Origin of the sequence: Trueperella pyogenes (assembly GCF_001070855.1) — a bacterium.
Lineage (GTDB): Bacteria > Actinomycetota > Actinomycetes > Actinomycetales > Actinomycetaceae > Pauljensenia > Pauljensenia pyogenes_A.
Genome location: NZ_JVLH01000009.1, coordinates 269659 through 284345, shown reverse-complemented (window position 1 = coordinate 284345; position 14687 = coordinate 269659). Strand labels below are relative to the sequence as shown.

Here is a 14687-nt window from a genome sequence, read left to right as displayed (position 1 = left end):
GCGCATGAACTTTATTCTGCGTCTTATCGGAACTGGCTTGGGACTGTGGGTCTCAGCCAAAATTGTTCCTGGAATCGTCATTGCACAGGGCACAACCCTGACTGAAACAGTCATCATGCTGGGCCTAATCGCCTTGGTCTTCACCATTGTGAATTCGATTGTGCGCCCACTGGTTTCAATCCTTGCCTTCCCCCTGTACATCCTCACTTTCGGACTCTTTGCTCTGGTGACTAATGGCATCGGTTTCATGGTGGCAAGCGGAGTTGCCCACTCTTTGGGTCTTCCTTTCTCTGTCTCTGGGATTGGAGCGGCAATTATCGGCGCGATTATCACCGCTGTTGTCTCTTCGCTTTTTGGAAGCCTGACTGGAGCATCCAAGAAGGATTAATCCTTCCTCGCACACATCACGTCACTCGGCGGGTATCAAAGATATAGGAACGCGTTTGCGTCGTATCGGTGATACCTAGCCGAGTTCTTCTTTGTTCTTCCCAGCGCATTACTTCCCCAATATTGGGGTTCTGTTGCGGATTCACCTGCTCGCATTCACGGATCGCCTGCGTATAGGTCCCGATGTCGTGTGCTGCAATGGGATTGTCACTGCCCTGCTTCACATCCAGGTGTTCGCTATCAAAATGCAAGGTGAGCGCATTTTCCCGATTCGTATTTGCCGCACCATCAAGGGCGGGAACGATATCGCGTGTATTTTCCATGTTGAGCATGGGGACACCAGGATCTGGGTGAAAACCTGCGACGGGAGATCCCGCTGTTAGAACCGAGGCCACGCTGTAGCGTGCGCGAATATCGCTTTCGGAAGCCAGCTGAGCAGCGATGATTCCTCCTTGTGAATGCCCTATGAACTCAACGGGTTCATCACTGCGAATTCCCGCCATATCCATGGCCGTTTTCACCGCACGAAGCTGATCCGAGTCAGATTGGCCAACCGCCTGAAGGTTCGTCAGCATATCCTGAGGATTATCCTCACCGGGTCCCCATTTCTGTGTTCCTCGGATCATGACGGACCACGAACGGCGTTCCTGACCCTGTTCATCTGTAGTGACATGCTGAAGGATTTCGATCTGGCCTTCATCCGCGCTTGAGCGCAATTCCCCAATCCTCTCAAGGGCTGCCGAGGCCTGAAGTGGCGTGTTCACATGAGGGGGAGCTTCGCCATTCCCACCTTGCACGATTCCCGAGTTTGCCTGTTGGACCGTCGGCGTGTGTTTGGGGTAGGCAATAACGCTATGAGCCGCATAGAGGGCAACACCGAAAGGCCCACAGTATGTGCGTACTTTTCCGCCATCAGCAACACCTTCCAATACCCGGGTACGCGATGCAGCTCCCTCGCCGGCAGTCGCTGGAAGTGTCTGGGCTGAGACCTTCACTCCCCTGTGTCGGCCAAACATTAACCAGCCCATCGCCGCATAGAAGGTTGATGCTTGGGCTGCGGCATCGCGCGTCACTTCTGCATTCTTGTGCGAATTCGTACCACTGAGCATTCTGGCCACTTCGCCAACGTCATACTGGGTCCGGATACCCAGCTCTGCATCTTTTGGTTGATGGACAAAGGAATAGCCGTGGGCTGCAACAACCGCCCCTCCATGAACCAATCCAACAGGTGCCATGAGAAAGGGAAGGTTTGGATTCAGGTACTTTCCAAAACGTCCAATCTTTTGCGAGAGTACTAAGCCACCGCCCCAGATATTTACTCCCAAACCGCTGTCTAAGCGGGCGCAGGTGCGCTGGTATGCTCGGACATCGGCCTCGGCACCAGAGTGGATCCGCGCAACATAGGCAAGCTTTTTCGCGCAACTATCCATCCGCTCACTGAGGTGCGCGCCAAGCGAGTAAAAGTGGTCGGCCAGCTCTCCACACTTGTGAATCCTCAAGTCTTGGATCATCCCAGCGAGCATATTCAACTGCTCATCACAGGCATCTTTGATTTTCCTCATTGAGAGGACATCATCCACCAGTGCTTCAGTATCGATGCGCGTCTGTGAAGAAGTGACAAGCATCCACGACACGGATTCATCGCTCATGACTGTCCCTCCAGACTTGCCATTTCTAATTGCGCAAGTTCTTTCAGCTGCGATGCCAGTGCGGACCAAGAATTCGATCCCTTCGCAATTTGATCAATTTCTGCGCGCGCACCTTCACTTCCGTTCCCAGTCCATGACGACAGAGAAAATTCATTCATCGTCGCTGCGATATCCGCACAATTGTCTGCTATTACCTGAAGCGACTGACATACCGTGAACATCCACATACGTGTCAGAGTATGAAGACTCTTTTCTCGATTCAGACGCATCACAATTTCTGTGGAAAACACCGATAACCCGTCACGACTGTGCGTGAATACAAGGTTTCAAAACGTGGTCCCGTGGCAGCACGGCCTCGGTCTGAGATGATTAAGACATGACTTCGCAGCAAGGATCCATGTTTTCGCCCGAAATGGGATACGCAGACCTAGCAGCAACTGGCCAGGCGCTTTCTCCACTGGACGGTCGCTACCGCCCTCAAACCCAAGAACTGACTCAGTACCTTTCAGAAGCTGCACTCAATCGAACCCGAATTTTTGTCGAGATTGAGTGGATGATTGAGTTGCTGCGACGGGGCATCATCGCTCATGCACCCAAAATCTCTGATGCGGAATTGGATTATCTGCGTGCACTTCCTCAGAATTTCAACGCGGATTCCGTTGCCGAACTCGCTCAGATCGAAGCTGAAACTCGCCACGATGTGAAGGCAGTCGAGTACTACATTGATCATCGCCTCGAGGCAGCTCGCGATGTTCTCGGACCTGACACTGTACTTCCCTCGCTTCGTCCGCTGGTCCATATTTTTGCAACCTCGGAGGACATCAATAACCTCTCGTATGCCCTCAATGTTCAAGCTGCCGTTCGCCAAGTGTGGTTGCCTCGTGCACAGGCGCTGCATTCGCGACTTCTTGAATTGGCTCAAAATGGTGCGGATGTTCCCATGCTCGCGCGCACCCACGGTCAACCGGCAACTCCGGTCACTATGGGTAAGGAATTGGCGGTTTTCGCCTATCGCCTCTCTCGCCAGCTGTCACGAATTGAAGACGCGGAATACTTGGGCAAGATGAACGGAGCCACTGGAACTTGGGCTGCTCACCGCGTTGCACTACCCCAGGTTCCCTGGCCGCTTCTTACGAAGGATTTTGTGGAGCGCCTCGGTCTGACGTGGAACCCGCTGACGACTCAGATTGAGTCTCATGACTGGCAAAGTGAGCTCTACAGCGATATTTCGCGCTTCGGACGCATTGCTCATAATCTTTCGACGGATTGCTGGACCTACATTTCTTTGGGTTATTTCCACCAAAAGCTTGGTGCACAAGGGTCGACCGGCTCTTCGACGATGCCGCATAAGGTCAACCCCATTCGTTTTGAGAATGCCGAGGCTAATTTCGAGATTTCCTGCGCGCTGTTGGAAACCCTTGCCCAAACTTTGGTGACATCACGGCTTCAGCGCGATCTGACGGATTCCTCAACTCAGCGCAATATCGGGGTGGCTTTGGGGCACTCACTTGTTGCGATCGATAATTTGACCCGCGGTTTAGAGGGAATCGAACTGAATTCACGGGTCATGGCTGAGGAATTGGCACAGCATCCCGAAGTTCTTTCCGAGGCCATCCAGCAGGTCATGCGTCTTGCCTCCCTTGAGGGGCGCGACGGCATGGAGAACCCCTACGAGCGCATGAAGGAACTGACCCGCGGACACGATATTGATATCCAGCGTCTACGTGAGTTTGTATCTTCTTTGGATTTACCCGAAGACCAGAAGCAACGACTCATGGAGCTCACTCCTGAGACCTACACGGGTTATGCACCCGATATGGTCGATTGGATCAGCGCAGAATAATGCTGGTTTAGACGGGCCTCCAGCCACTATCAAATGCGGGTGCCCCCAAGCGTTCAAAGAGCTCTTCGGGGCGTACTTGCAGGGAAGAGTAGCCCAAAGCGCGCATGTCAGCGATTTCCTGATCACCGCTTTGCAGCTTGCCTTCAATGACAATCGGTGCAATTTCGGGATTACGCCAGGCTGCTTCTACAGCTGCAGCAAGTAAACCCTGCGCAGCTCGCGTACGAAGGTCTTCCGCTAGCTCTTCGGTGCCAGCCGTCATCACTACAGTGAAGCAAACCATGGTTGGTTTCCCAAAGCCTTCGTTAACCTGAACCTCGCAGCGGTCGACATCCCATGGAGCGGAATTCACATTGCCGTATTCACCCCGCGCAACCTGCTTTTCTAGGGTTGCGCGAAGCCTTGCCTCGATCATGCGGGCGAAGCGCTGAGAACGTCCTTCCCTATCGCTTGGCCGCAGACGCGTAAGCGCAGCTCCCACTCCGAGCGTTGCGATTCCCATAGCTGCAAGGCCAAGGGGATTCGAAATCCGTGGGATATCGTCCGAGATGCGCTGGAGCGCAGAGCCATTCATCATCCCCAAGATCCGCTTGAGTGATCTATTCGCGTCCATGCGTCACCCCATCGTGATTGTCATCAGTCTCTTGTGCATTACTGGTGAGTTGCCGAGAATGGATACCTTTCACCCGCGACCAAACCCCCGAATTTGGGTCATCGAGCTCTTGCCAGACGTCATAGATGCGCACGCGGGTAGGCTCATCGCCCTGTGGGAGCATCGCTTGGAGCGTGCGAACCGCCTGCCCGACTCGATCCCACTGAGTGATGGCACTGCGACGCTCAAGGTGTCCCACCGTTTCGGTGTACGTCGATGAGGAATGCGCATAGTACAGGGCACGCAGTCGTGGCTGAATGAGCTTTCGTCCCACCATGATCCGATGATCAGGGGCGCGAGCCGGTGTTCCATCAGTGGATGGAACAACATCCTGATCATGGGCAATATCGACCATGACAATTTCTGGACGAATTCGTGTTCTCCTGGCGGGAGCTCCCATGGCAAGAATCGCACGAACATCAATTCCTATTTCCTGCGCAGATAGGCTTCCTAAATTCACCGCGATCAGACCGCCCTGAGAATGACCGGCAAGCATCACTGGCTCCGTAGCAAAGCCTTCAGGGTCGACTCCTTCTTCATTCATCGCTTGGTGAAGTGCCAGAATAATGCCTGCGCGCATAGACGAGGGCATTCCCAATGCCTCTCGAATATTGGCCTCCATGTCTGCCGGGTTGGGGGTTGATGGAGTATCAAAGTGCTGTGTTCCGGGAATTGACACGAGCCAACGACGTGTCTTCCCCTGGCCTACGCGCGTGATTTTGATGGACTGCCCATAGGTTCCAGCCCAATACATGTCATCGATATCCGCAGCCAAATCTTGGAGCGAGCGCGGTGCCCAAAGACGCTTGACCTGGGAATGCGGTCGCCCTGGAATCTCAATAAAATCCTGGCCACGATCAGAATCAAAATACTTATCTGCGTGTGCGGTTCCACCGGTCATTTGCCCCAGTGAAGTACCGACAATGAGCATCCCCGCCATCAGAGCTTCAAAGCCATCACGAGGCGTCACCTGCGCCAAGCGTTGAAGTTTGCCTGTGCGATCCAATCCAATAACAGAGTCCAGTGCCGCTGCTGCGTGAACGATCTTCCCGGCACTGCCTGCGATGCCACAGAGAACACGTACGAAAAGTGTGTCCAATCCGGGGTCCCGGAAAAAGATCGATTGGGATTGTTCTGATACCTGTTCGCCCAGACGATCTGATTCCATCCGCAGACGCGAGCGAATATCCGATGGAAGAAATCCCAGTGTCGAGGCCCCCGCAACCGCGAGCGCGGAGAGCAGTTTGGGTGCAAGCGGGATAACTTTCGCACGCAGGTAGAGGGAAGTAAAAGAGCCCGGCACACGACGCCGTGCGTAATACGAGCGGTGGTGTTGTCGTCTCATTACCTCTCCTTCCCTAGGTGCAAGCCTAAGCCCCCTGACGTGCATCTGCGTACGGATTGATTCAACGAGAGTTTCCCCATCTTTATTTCCTATTGACACATATACCCCCCGGGGGTATATTTTGAAGCGTAGGGAGGAACACAATGACTCACGGATATACCGAAGAAACCGAGCAGTACCTCAAGCGCCTTCGCAGAATTGAAGGCCAGCTAAGGGGGCTGCAACGCATGGTTGCAGAGGACACCTATTGCATTGATGTCCTCACTCAAATTTCTGCAGTGCAGTCCGCACTGGACTCCGTCGCATTGGGACTCCTTGAAGACCACATGAATCACTGCGTTCTTCACGCCGCTCAACACAGCGAAGAAGAAGGACGCGAAAAGATCCAAGAAGCTACAAAGGCAATCGCGCGACTGGTGAAGTCCTAAGCGTGCGCATACGTCTCTCCACTTTTCCACCACCAAAGAAAGGCGCCATCATGGCACAGGAAATTGATCGTACCGTCGAACTCTCAATCAACGGAATGACCTGCGGACACTGCGTCGCATCTGTCACCGAAGAACTGAGCGAGGTCCCCGGCGTCCTGAACGTCGAGGTCATCCTCAACTCCGGCGCAACCTCCAAGGCCACCGTTGTCACCAACACCGAACTCGATGACAACGCTCTGCGTGACGCTGTTTCCGAGGCCGGCTTCGAACTGGTCGGAATCGCTCGCGATTTCTGATCTCCTCATCCGGGGGCGCCATCAGGTGCCCCCGGATATCCCATGAACCAGACACGACAGAATCGCTCAGAATGACTACCAAAACTCACCGCACATCAACTGATACTGAGAGCGAACATTTAGGAGACGGCCTGCTGCGCCGCGCTGCGGATCTACGCAACCGCTTCCTTGTGACCCTCCCTTTCACCATCATCGTTCTGGGCCTGTCCATGGTTCCTCCACTTCAGTTCCCCGGCTGGCAGTGGGTCGCCGCTTTCGCCTCGCTACCCGTCGTGATCTGGGGTGCCGCCCCCTTCCATCGCGCTGCCCTCCAGGCGGGACGCCATGGATCTTCGACCATGGATACCCTGGTCTCCCTCGGCGTCATCGCCTCGAGCCTGTGGTCGTGGTATGCCCTGCTCTTTGGCGGCGCAGGCATGATCGGCATGCGGATGCATATGTCGCTCATCCCCGCGAGCAGCCACGCAACGCACGCAGAAATCTACTTCGAGGGTGCCTGCGCAATCGTTACTTTCCTTCTAGCCGGCCGACTGATGGAGGCACGGACGCGCTACCACTCCGGTGATGCCTTGCGTTCTCTTCTTGAGCTCGGTGCGAAGGACGCAATCCTCGTTGAAGGAAGTGGCGCGGATCGCCAGTTCCGCACCATCCCCGCAGCTGAACTTCGCGTCGGAGACCTCTTCCAGGTTCGCCCCGGAGACAAGGTTGCAACCGATGGCATCGTTGAAGAGGGCTCCAGCGCTTTGGATACCTCGCTCATGACGGGTGAATCTCTTCCCCGCGAAGTATCCCCTGGTAGCACGGTCACCGGAGGGACCCTCAACACCTCGGGAGCATTGATCGTCCGCGCAACCGCCGTTGGATCCGAAACTCAGCTGGCTCACATCGGCCAGATGATTACCGAGGCCCAGGCAACAAAGGCCCCGGTCCAACGTCTTGCGGACCGTATTTCTTCGGTCTTCGTTCCAACGATCATTGTGCTTTCCCTACTGACTTTGACGGGATGGCTCATTGCCGGAGCTGGCGTTCAAAGCGCAATCACCGCAGCCGTCGCTGTACTGGTTGTTGCCTGCCCCTGTGCTCTTGGTCTGGCTACGCCAACCGCACTCCTTGTGGGTTCGGGCAAGGCCGCGCAGATGGGTATCCTCATTTCTTCCGCTGAGGTCCTTGAGCGCACGCGCAGCATCGACACGATCCTCCTTGATAAGACCGGCACCTTAACGAAGGGTGCCATGTCTTTGGAGTCCGTGATCCTTCCCGATGGAAGCGCGAATTCTCCCGATGCCCAGGCCGGCGAGGATGCACTCAGCGTGACCGCCTCGCTGGAGTCGGCCTCGGAGCACCCGATTGCCCGCGCGCTCACTGCAGCTGCCCACGAGCGCGAGCTTCCCTCGCACCCGGTTCGCGAGCTGCGCAACCACCCCGGACTTGGGGTTTCCGCGCTTGCCGAAGACGGCGCACTCCTTCTGGCCGGCCGCGTGAGCTGGCTGGGTGAGCTTGGTATTTCCCTTCCTCAGTCCGCGCTTTCCGCGATCTCCGAGGCCGAGGCCACGGGAGCGACCGTTGTGGCCAGCGCGCGCGTTGAGGGCTGGCAGGAAACTTCCTCCGCCGGTGATACGGACCCGACGCAGGCTTCGGAGCCCACGCAAGAGGACGAGGATGGTGGGATCATCGTCGATATGGCCGTGGGCGGCATGACCTGTGCTTCCTGCGTTCGCAGAGTTGAGCGCAAGTTGGGCAAGCTCGATGGTGTTCATGCGCAGGTCAACCTGGCAACTGAGAGCGCTCGAATTACCCTCAAGCACGATTACAGCGATGCTCAGCTTGAAGAGGTCGTGAAGGCAGCGGGATATGAGCCGCAGGTACGTTCGCGTCGACTTGCCTCTGTTCAAGCATCCACAGCGACACTCACACCTCAAACGCGCGAACTTCCCGAGCACCTTGATGGCGTGCTTCTGGGTGCATTCGTTGTGCGTGACACGGTGAAGGAGTCATCGAAGGATGCGATTGCCCAGCTTAAGGCCTTGGGTATCACTCCGACCTTGCTCACTGGTGATCACGAATCTGCAGCACGTTTTGTCGCTTCGCAGGTCGGGATTGACTCGGTTATTGCAGGAGTTCTTCCCGCAGATAAGCGCGATGCGGTGATGCGCCTTCAAGAAGAAGGCCACCAGGTAGCCATGGTGGGTGACGGCGTTAATGACGCGGCTGCTCTGGCACAGGCCTCGACTCAAGGCTTGGGTATTGCCATGGGTTCGGGTGCGGATAGTGCGATCGCTGTTGCGGATATGACGCTGGTGAGCTCGGATCCGACGATGGCTGCCGCTGCGATTCGTATTTCGCGTGCGACCCTCAAGGTCATCAAAGAGAACCTATTCTGGGCCTTCTTCTACAACGTCATCGTGATTCCGCTCGCGGTTTTCGGGCTTCTCAACCCGATGCTCGCTTCGGCTGCGATGGCCATGTCTTCGGTATGTGTTGTCCTCAACTCCATGAGGTTGCGCCGCGCGCACTGAAGTATCACTCTCATACGTGGTGCCCCCGCGATTTCTCGCGGGGGCACCCGTGTGTCTTGACCGATATGACGCTCAATCAATTCCAGTAAAGCGCATTAGCTGATGCGTTTAGCGACCTGGAAACCGCCCTGGTTATAAACCAATTCAAAGCTATGCCCCGGATGCGCACCCTGCGCGTAAGCCACGGCATCGACATTCTTCTTGTCTCCCCAGGCGGCTCCTCGTTGGTCGACAACGACATAGTCGACGTCAACATTCTTAGCGGATCCCACCCAATACACCTCGTGGCGTGGAACCAAGTAGGCCAGCAGGGTGAGATCAGTTTCGACCTTCGAATTCTCGGGGATGAGCTCATTGATCTCTTGAGCCTGGGTCATTCGAGGACTCAGCGTTCCAAAACCTGGATTCATCATCTGCCACATCGGAAGCTGTGGAGCGGTCACAAAAGCCGCGGCGCAGGGCAGTGCCAATGCAATTGTTGCCACCAAGGGACGCTGCGTACTGGTTACCCAGCCCCAGCCTCGGGAAATCGAAGAATCCTGCTGCGAAGACCACCGGTGATGAACATCCAGCAAGGCACCCAAGAGGATGGGGATCAAAATCGCGTTGTAGTGCCAGTGCTTCCAATCCCAGTAGTAGTCAACGGATCCCAAAAAACGCCAGGCAATTGTTGGCATGATGACCCAGAACCAGGGGGATGCCATACCAATGATGCCGGCCCCTAAAATCACCATGGCAATCACGCCATACTTTTGGGCAGGCCACAGCGCGCGCTCAATCAGAGTGACATCCCCGCGATTGTTGCTTCCATCCAAGCTGTAGGCCCATGTGCCCGATGCGTTGAAAGCGGGCAAAAGCAGCTTGACAGTCACGAAGAAGGCAAGAAGTCCAAAGACCGCGAAAAACAAGGGATAGGTGAAGGACTTTTCATTCTCTCGGCCTCGCCAGGCCAACACGAGGCCGATCATCATGACGGTGAGGCCAAGGTCTTCCTTCACCAACACCAAAGGCGCCGACCATGCCATCACGGCAACCCAGCGACCCTCAACAAATGCGGCAGAGGCCCACGCAAGAAGGGGAACAGCAAAAGCAATCTCATGGAACTGAGAGGCAACAGCACCCTGGAAACCCCATGCGATGACATACCCAATCCCAACGAATGTCCCAAGAAGCCACCCGGCCTGCTTGCTTGCAAGGCGAACCAGCGGCCATGCAGAAACCGCAATCAACAGATCTTGAACAACCAGCAGGGTTAGTCCCGAGGGGAAGAAGCGATAGACCAGCCCCAGAAGAATCAAGATGGGGTGGAAGTGATCACCCAGAAGGTTGTAACCCGGCCCCTTCACGGGCACGATCGGCGCGGAGAAGTGGGAATAGGACTTCGCTGCCTCGGTGAAAATAGCCAGATCCCATGAGGGGACGGTCAGCGAACGCCACTGGCCCACCGAGAAGGTGATGTACAGACAGGCGCCCAGGACAACGGAAAGTGCAGCGGGAAGATAGGCCGCTAGCGCGCGGGATGTACGCAAACGGGTACCTTTTTCAGACATTAACTGGTTTCTCCTGCGGGTGATTGGGATACGGGAGTGTGCTCGGGATCAGGGTAGGGGGCACCCAAGCGTTGAAGAGAGACAGGGGTTCGGAAGCGACGGCGCAGGCGCACTTTGCGTAAGGCCAGCATTGCTGACGTCCACGACACATCGGCGAAACCTGTCGTGGGGTTGAGCTCGACCAGACTGTGATCATCGCCCGTATGCTCGAAAGCGCAGGGCAGTTCAATGGCTGTCATTCCTTCAGAAAGCAGTCGTACCTTCAGGTCCAGCTCTAGGCCGTAACCATTTGCGAAAGGCATGATGCAATTCAAAGCCTCGCGAGTCAGGCACATTTCTGGGGAAAGCGGCGCCTGACAATCCCAACCGGTCTGGCGACGGATCGTATTGTGAGCTAGGCGCTGAGCGGAGGTCCCCTTCCGTGACTTCCCATCGGAGACGCTCAAGTCCGCGGGCACGCCACACGCCAGATCCGCGCGCCCACTGGAGATCGCTTCGACAAGGAATGCGGCATCAACGGCACTCTCCCCCAAGTCTCCAGAGAGGAAGAGGATATGGCGTCCGGGAGCGTCCACGGGATCGCGCATTGCTGCGACTTTCACTCCCGTTTCGCGTGCCGAGGCCCGGCCTCGGGGAACGGAATGGCGAACGACAACCGCACCGGCGGCGCGCGCATACTTCCCGGTTTCGTCATCCGAGCCGTCATCAATGACAATCAGCAGGTCAACGCCTGGGATTGCGCGGCATGCACGAACAGTTGAGGCGATCTGCCGACCCACATTGTGGGCACAGATGATCGCAGCGACCTTCTGGGAAGGTGAGGGTTCGACGGATTGAACGGGAGTCACTCTGTTAGTCTATCCCGCTCAAGTGCCGCCTCTCCTTAGCGAATCGTGACCTGACGGGAAACGAGGCCCTGGCGCGCGCGACGTTCGTCTGCACTCAGCGGGGTGGTTTCCTTCAGCGCCTTCTCAACGTTTTCCGCAAGAGCCTTCGCATCTGCGGCAACATCTTCTGCAGAAGCGCCTTCAGCGAGCTCGAAAACCGGAATTGCCAGACCGCATGCGCGGAATGCACCGACAAAACGGGAGCCTTCTCCCAATCGGGCATTTCCAGCTGCCTGCAGGCGAGCAAGCGCATCAAAAAGCTTGTGCTCAGGGGCGGCAGATACGTAACGAACAAAGTTGCGGTTCATTTCGCACCAGTACATGCCTTCTGTACCGGGCACTGCAGCGGTAGGAACAACGTCGGCGCGGTTTTGCTCAAGAGCATCGCGCATTTCGGGGGTGAGTTCCTGATTCGGGTCGAACCAATAACCGAAATCGGCAACGATCTCCATATCGCCAAATGCCTTCGGATCAACAATGTCCTGAAGGCGAGGGGCGGGTTCGCGCACATCAATGTCGATGACGCCGTCAACACCGTCGGACTGTGCTTGAAGAGCAGCAAGAAGAGCTGCCGCAACGTCGTGTGAGAGATCGCCCGAGTTCGAACGAGTCTGCAGGCCAACAAGGATACGTCCATCGGGGCGAATCATTGCAGGATGGCCATCGGGCAGCAGGGTAACGATGTCGAAGTCTGCACCGCCGTGTTCTTCAGTGGTGCGACCGCTCAGCGTTGCGCAGGGGATGATTTCGCGCATTGCGACCAGTTCGACTTCGTTGGGAAGTCCTTCAAAAGGACGTTCCACGAAGGGGATCGGGGGGCGGTATGCCGGGCGATCTGCGCTGACTGCTACTTTTTTACGACGTGAGGCTTTTCCCATGGGGCTATCGTAGCGGTTTTCTTCCCCTTCACGAGGCCGTGGCTGCGCACCAGCGCAAAATTGCCTGCATGACGGCGGCCGCACCATCGTTTTCGACTGCTGCCGCAACGAAATCACTGTGAATGCGAACTTCGTCTGTGGCACCACCCATGGCAACTCCAAAGGCTGCCCACTGAATCATGGCAATGTCGTTCGTGCCGTCGCCAATAGCGACACTTCCTTCAACGGGAAGCGAGAGATCCCGTCGAAGTTCATCAAGTCCGCTGGCTTTCGTCACCCCGAGTGAACTGATATCAGCCCAGGAGGTCCAGCCGACGAAAACCTCGTGAGTCTTTGCAAAGGGCAGGGCACACAAGATGCTTTCGAAAGCATCGCGGTCCAAAGCGGGCTCACGAATGACAAGCTTGGGCGTGCGCATCGAACGAAGTTCGTCAACGCTCACCAACTCGGTGTCTTCAACGATCTCCCCTTCGGGAAAACCTGTTGAAATCAAGCGAAGGTTACGGTCTTCAGCACCGAAACGCGCATGCGGAAGAGCCATCAATGCCTCGTCAATGACCTCGGCGGGCGAAAACTCATGGCGATGCACAATCTCATACCCGGCCTCGTGAACGCGAGCAAGGATCGCACCATTCGATGCGACGATCCACCCGCGGCGGAAGCCCAGCAGCGGGAGAACGGGCAGGACCGCACCCATTGAGCGGCCTGTCGCGATAACGACCTGCGCACCGGCCCGATTCAATGCAGCAATCGATTCAACGACCTGTGCGCTGGCACCGCTGGGACTCAAAATTGTCCCATCGATGTCCAGGGCGACCATCACCTGCGCGATATCACGCGGGAAAGTGGAAGGAAGCGCATTGAGCGCCTCCCCCACCAGCTCCTCGAAAGGACGGGGAGCTTCACCGCTCAGCGGTGCCGTTAAGTAGCTGGTCACGCAGCCTCGTTACTTTGCAGCGACGGGCTCAAGAACCTCGAGGCCACCGAGGTAGGGGCGCATTGCTTCGGGAACGTAGATTGAGCCATCAGAGCGCTGGTGGTTCTCAAGGATCGCAACCAGCCAACGGGTCGTAGCAAGGGTGCCATTGAGGGTTGCGACAGCGGTCATGCCATCTTCGCGACGCTCACGGATACCCAGTCGGCGTGCCTGGAAGGTCGTGCAATTCGAGGTCGAGGTGACCTCCATGTAGCGTTCCTGAGTGGGCAGCCAGGCCTCGCAGTCAAACTTACGAGCAGCAGAAGTACCGAGGTCACCGGCGGCCGTATCAATCACGCGGTAGGGCAGCTCAACCTTGGCCAGCATCTCTTCTTCCCAAGCCAGGAAGCGTGCGTGCTCTTCTTCTGCGTCCTCGGGACGGCAGTAGGAGAACATCTCAGCCTTGTTGAACTGGTGGACGCGGATGATGCCGCGAGTATCCTTACCGGCCGAACCGGCTTCGCGACGGTAGCAGGTCGACCAACCCATGTAGCGCTTGGGGCCATCCGACAGATCAAGGATCTCATCGGCGTGGTAGCCGGCGAGCGCAACCTCGGAGGTACCTGTCAGGTACAGGTCATCGGCGGGCAGGTAGTAGATCTCTTCGGAGTGCTCGTTGAGGAAGCCGGTACCGCCCATGACCTGCGGGGTCACCAGGGTCGGGGTCATCATGGGCACGAAGCCGTTGGCGAGTGCCTGATCCATGGCCATGGTCATCAGAGCCAGCTCGAGGCGGGCACCAATTCCCTTGAGGTAGTAGAAGCGTGCGCCAGAAACCTTCGCTCCGCGCTTGGTATCGATCGCATCAAGGCCTTCGCCCAGTGCCAAGTGGTCCTGGGGTTCAAAGCCTTCGGCGGCAAAGTCACGACGCTCCGGGCCTGCGTGGCGCAGGACAACATAGTCATCCTCGCCGCCCACGGGAACTCCATCGAGGACCAGGTTCGGGAGCAGGCGGGCCAGGCGATCGGCCTCGGCATCGGCAGCGTTTGCAGCGGCCTCGGCTGCCTTCACTTCCTCAGCAAGTTCCTTTGCCTGCGCAAGAATGGCGGGGCGTTCTTCCTTGGATGCGCGACCCACGGACTTGGACACCTCTTTTTGCGTCGCGCGCAGGGCCTCAAAGTTCTGGAGGGCCTCGCGACGGGCAACGTCGGCTTCAAGAATCTGGTCAACAAGGGCGGGATCAGCTCCGCGAGCGCGCTGTGAGGCGCGTGCGGGCTCGGGGTTTTCACGCAGTGAACGCACATCAATCATGGGGCCATCTTAGTTCACTGAAGCATGTC

At 56.8% G+C, this 14687-nt stretch carries 14 protein-coding genes; 5 read left to right on the top strand and 9 right to left on the bottom strand.

The features are described 5' to 3' along the window. The first annotated feature begins 4 nt into the window (after nucleotides 1–4). The gene (locus tag ADG72_RS04675) at nucleotides 5–388 is read left to right on the top strand and encodes a phage holin family protein (RefSeq protein WP_048712675.1); all 384 of its coding nucleotides are present in this window, start codon (nucleotides 5–7) and stop codon (nucleotides 386–388) included. Between the two features lie 16 nt (nucleotides 389–404). Here ADG72_RS04675 and ADG72_RS04670 read toward each other — a convergent pair whose 3' ends face one another. Both ADG72_RS04670 and ADG72_RS04665 read right to left on the bottom strand, forming a co-directional pair. Next, nucleotides 405–2036, bottom strand: coding sequence for a hypothetical protein (locus tag ADG72_RS04670; protein WP_048712672.1), 1632 nt, complete (start codon nucleotides 2034–2036; stop codon nucleotides 405–407). Beyond that, nucleotides 2033–2305, bottom strand: coding sequence for a hypothetical protein (locus ADG72_RS04665; protein ID WP_048712671.1), 273 nt, complete (start codon nucleotides 2303–2305; stop codon nucleotides 2033–2035). The genes ADG72_RS04670 and ADG72_RS04665 overlap by 4 nt, the downstream gene beginning before the upstream one ends. Nucleotides 2306–2412: 107 nt before the next feature. On the opposite strand from ADG72_RS04665, the gene purB reads away from it, so the two are divergent. Next, nucleotides 2413–3879: an adenylosuccinate lyase gene (gene purB / locus ADG72_RS04660; RefSeq protein ID WP_048712669.1), complete on the top strand. Its 1467-nt coding sequence runs from the start codon at nucleotides 2413–2415 to the stop codon at nucleotides 3877–3879. A gap of 7 nt (nucleotides 3880–3886) precedes the next feature. On the opposite strand, the gene ADG72_RS04655 is transcribed toward purB, so the two are convergent. Beyond that, the gene (locus ADG72_RS04655) at nucleotides 3887–4492 is read right to left on the bottom strand and encodes a hypothetical protein (protein ID WP_048712667.1); all 606 of its coding nucleotides are present in this window, start codon (nucleotides 4490–4492) and stop codon (nucleotides 3887–3889) included. Continuing rightward, on the bottom strand, nucleotides 4479–5876 hold the full coding sequence (locus tag ADG72_RS04650) for a hypothetical protein (protein WP_048712664.1): 1398 nt from the start codon (nucleotides 5874–5876) through the stop codon (nucleotides 4479–4481). The genes ADG72_RS04655 and ADG72_RS04650 overlap by 14 nt, the downstream gene beginning before the upstream one ends. Before the next feature lie 143 nt (nucleotides 5877–6019). Between ADG72_RS04650 and ADG72_RS04645 the strand changes: the two genes are divergently transcribed. The 3 genes from ADG72_RS04645 (at nucleotide 6020) to ADG72_RS04635 (ending at nucleotide 9116) form a co-directional block, all read left to right on the top strand. Beyond that, complete coding sequence (locus tag ADG72_RS04645) at nucleotides 6020–6304, top strand: metal-sensitive transcriptional regulator (protein WP_048712661.1); 285 nt, start codon at nucleotides 6020–6022, stop codon at nucleotides 6302–6304. A gap of 50 nt (nucleotides 6305–6354) precedes the next feature. Further along, the gene (locus ADG72_RS04640) at nucleotides 6355–6600 is read left to right on the top strand and encodes a heavy-metal-associated domain-containing protein (protein ID WP_009748199.1); all 246 of its coding nucleotides are present in this window, start codon (nucleotides 6355–6357) and stop codon (nucleotides 6598–6600) included. A 71-nt stretch (nucleotides 6601–6671) separates the two neighbouring features. After that, on the top strand, nucleotides 6672–9116 hold the full coding sequence (locus ADG72_RS04635) for an HAD-IC family P-type ATPase (protein ID WP_048712658.1): 2445 nt from the start codon (nucleotides 6672–6674) through the stop codon (nucleotides 9114–9116). A 95-nt stretch (nucleotides 9117–9211) separates the two neighbouring features. On the opposite strand, the gene ADG72_RS04630 is transcribed toward ADG72_RS04635, so the two are convergent. Genes ADG72_RS04630 through serS form a run of 5 tightly spaced genes read right to left on the bottom strand, consistent with a single transcriptional unit; the run spans nucleotide 9212 to nucleotide 14658 of the window. Further along, nucleotides 9212–10666 (bottom strand): DUF2079 domain-containing protein, encoded by a 1455-nt coding sequence (locus ADG72_RS04630; RefSeq protein WP_048712654.1) that lies wholly within the window; start codon nucleotides 10664–10666, stop codon nucleotides 9212–9214. Beyond that, entirely contained in the window at nucleotides 10666–11514 is an 849-nt protein-coding gene (locus tag ADG72_RS04625) for a glycosyltransferase family 2 protein (protein ID WP_048712651.1), read from the bottom strand. Before ADG72_RS04625 ends, ADG72_RS04630 begins: the two co-directional genes overlap by 1 nt. Before the next feature lie 35 nt (nucleotides 11515–11549). Then, nucleotides 11550–12431, bottom strand: a complete 882-nt coding sequence (locus ADG72_RS04620) for a DUF5926 family protein (protein WP_048712649.1) — start codon at nucleotides 12429–12431, stop codon at nucleotides 11550–11552. 28 nt (nucleotides 12432–12459) lie between these two features. Continuing rightward, complete coding sequence (locus tag ADG72_RS04615) at nucleotides 12460–13368, bottom strand: HAD-IIB family hydrolase (protein ID WP_048712646.1); 909 nt, start codon at nucleotides 13366–13368, stop codon at nucleotides 12460–12462. A gap of 9 nt (nucleotides 13369–13377) precedes the next feature. Beyond that, nucleotides 13378–14658 (bottom strand): serine--tRNA ligase, encoded by a 1281-nt coding sequence (serS, locus tag ADG72_RS04610; protein ID WP_009748192.1) that lies wholly within the window; start codon nucleotides 14656–14658, stop codon nucleotides 13378–13380. Nucleotides 14659–14687: the final 29 nt, after the last annotated feature.

What these genes read in the sequence shown, in the direction of transcription:
- ADG72_RS04655 (WP_048712667.1), bottom strand. Translation starts at nt 4,492, where the DNA reads ATGGACGCGAATAGATCACTCAAGCGGATCTTGGGGATGATGAATGGC.
- ADG72_RS04650 (WP_048712664.1), bottom strand. Translation starts at nt 5,876, where the DNA reads ATGAGACGACAACACCACCGCTCGTATTACGCACGGCGTCGTGTGCCG.
- serS (WP_009748192.1), bottom strand. Translation starts at nt 14,658, where the DNA reads ATGATTGATGTGCGTTCACTGCGTGAAAACCCCGAGCCCGCACGCGCC.
- ADG72_RS04620 (WP_048712649.1), bottom strand. Translation starts at nt 12,431, where the DNA reads ATGGGAAAAGCCTCACGTCGTAAAAAAGTAGCAGTCAGCGCAGATCGC.
- ADG72_RS04665 (WP_048712671.1), bottom strand. Translation starts at nt 2,305, where the DNA reads ATGCGTCTGAATCGAGAAAAGAGTCTTCATACTCTGACACGTATGTGG.
- ADG72_RS04670 (WP_048712672.1), bottom strand. Translation starts at nt 2,036, where the DNA reads ATGAGCGATGAATCCGTGTCGTGGATGCTTGTCACTTCTTCACAGACG.
- ADG72_RS04640 (WP_009748199.1), top strand. Translation starts at nt 6,355, where the DNA reads ATGGCACAGGAAATTGATCGTACCGTCGAACTCTCAATCAACGGAATG.
- purB (WP_048712669.1), top strand. Translation starts at nt 2,413, where the DNA reads ATGACTTCGCAGCAAGGATCCATGTTTTCGCCCGAAATGGGATACGCA.
- ADG72_RS04675 (WP_048712675.1), top strand. Translation starts at nt 5, where the DNA reads ATGAACTTTATTCTGCGTCTTATCGGAACTGGCTTGGGACTGTGGGTC.
- ADG72_RS04635 (WP_048712658.1), top strand. Translation starts at nt 6,672, where the DNA reads ATGACTACCAAAACTCACCGCACATCAACTGATACTGAGAGCGAACAT.
- ADG72_RS04645 (WP_048712661.1), top strand. Translation starts at nt 6,020, where the DNA reads ATGACTCACGGATATACCGAAGAAACCGAGCAGTACCTCAAGCGCCTT.
- ADG72_RS04630 (WP_048712654.1), bottom strand. Translation starts at nt 10,666, where the DNA reads ATGTCTGAAAAAGGTACCCGTTTGCGTACATCCCGCGCGCTAGCGGCC.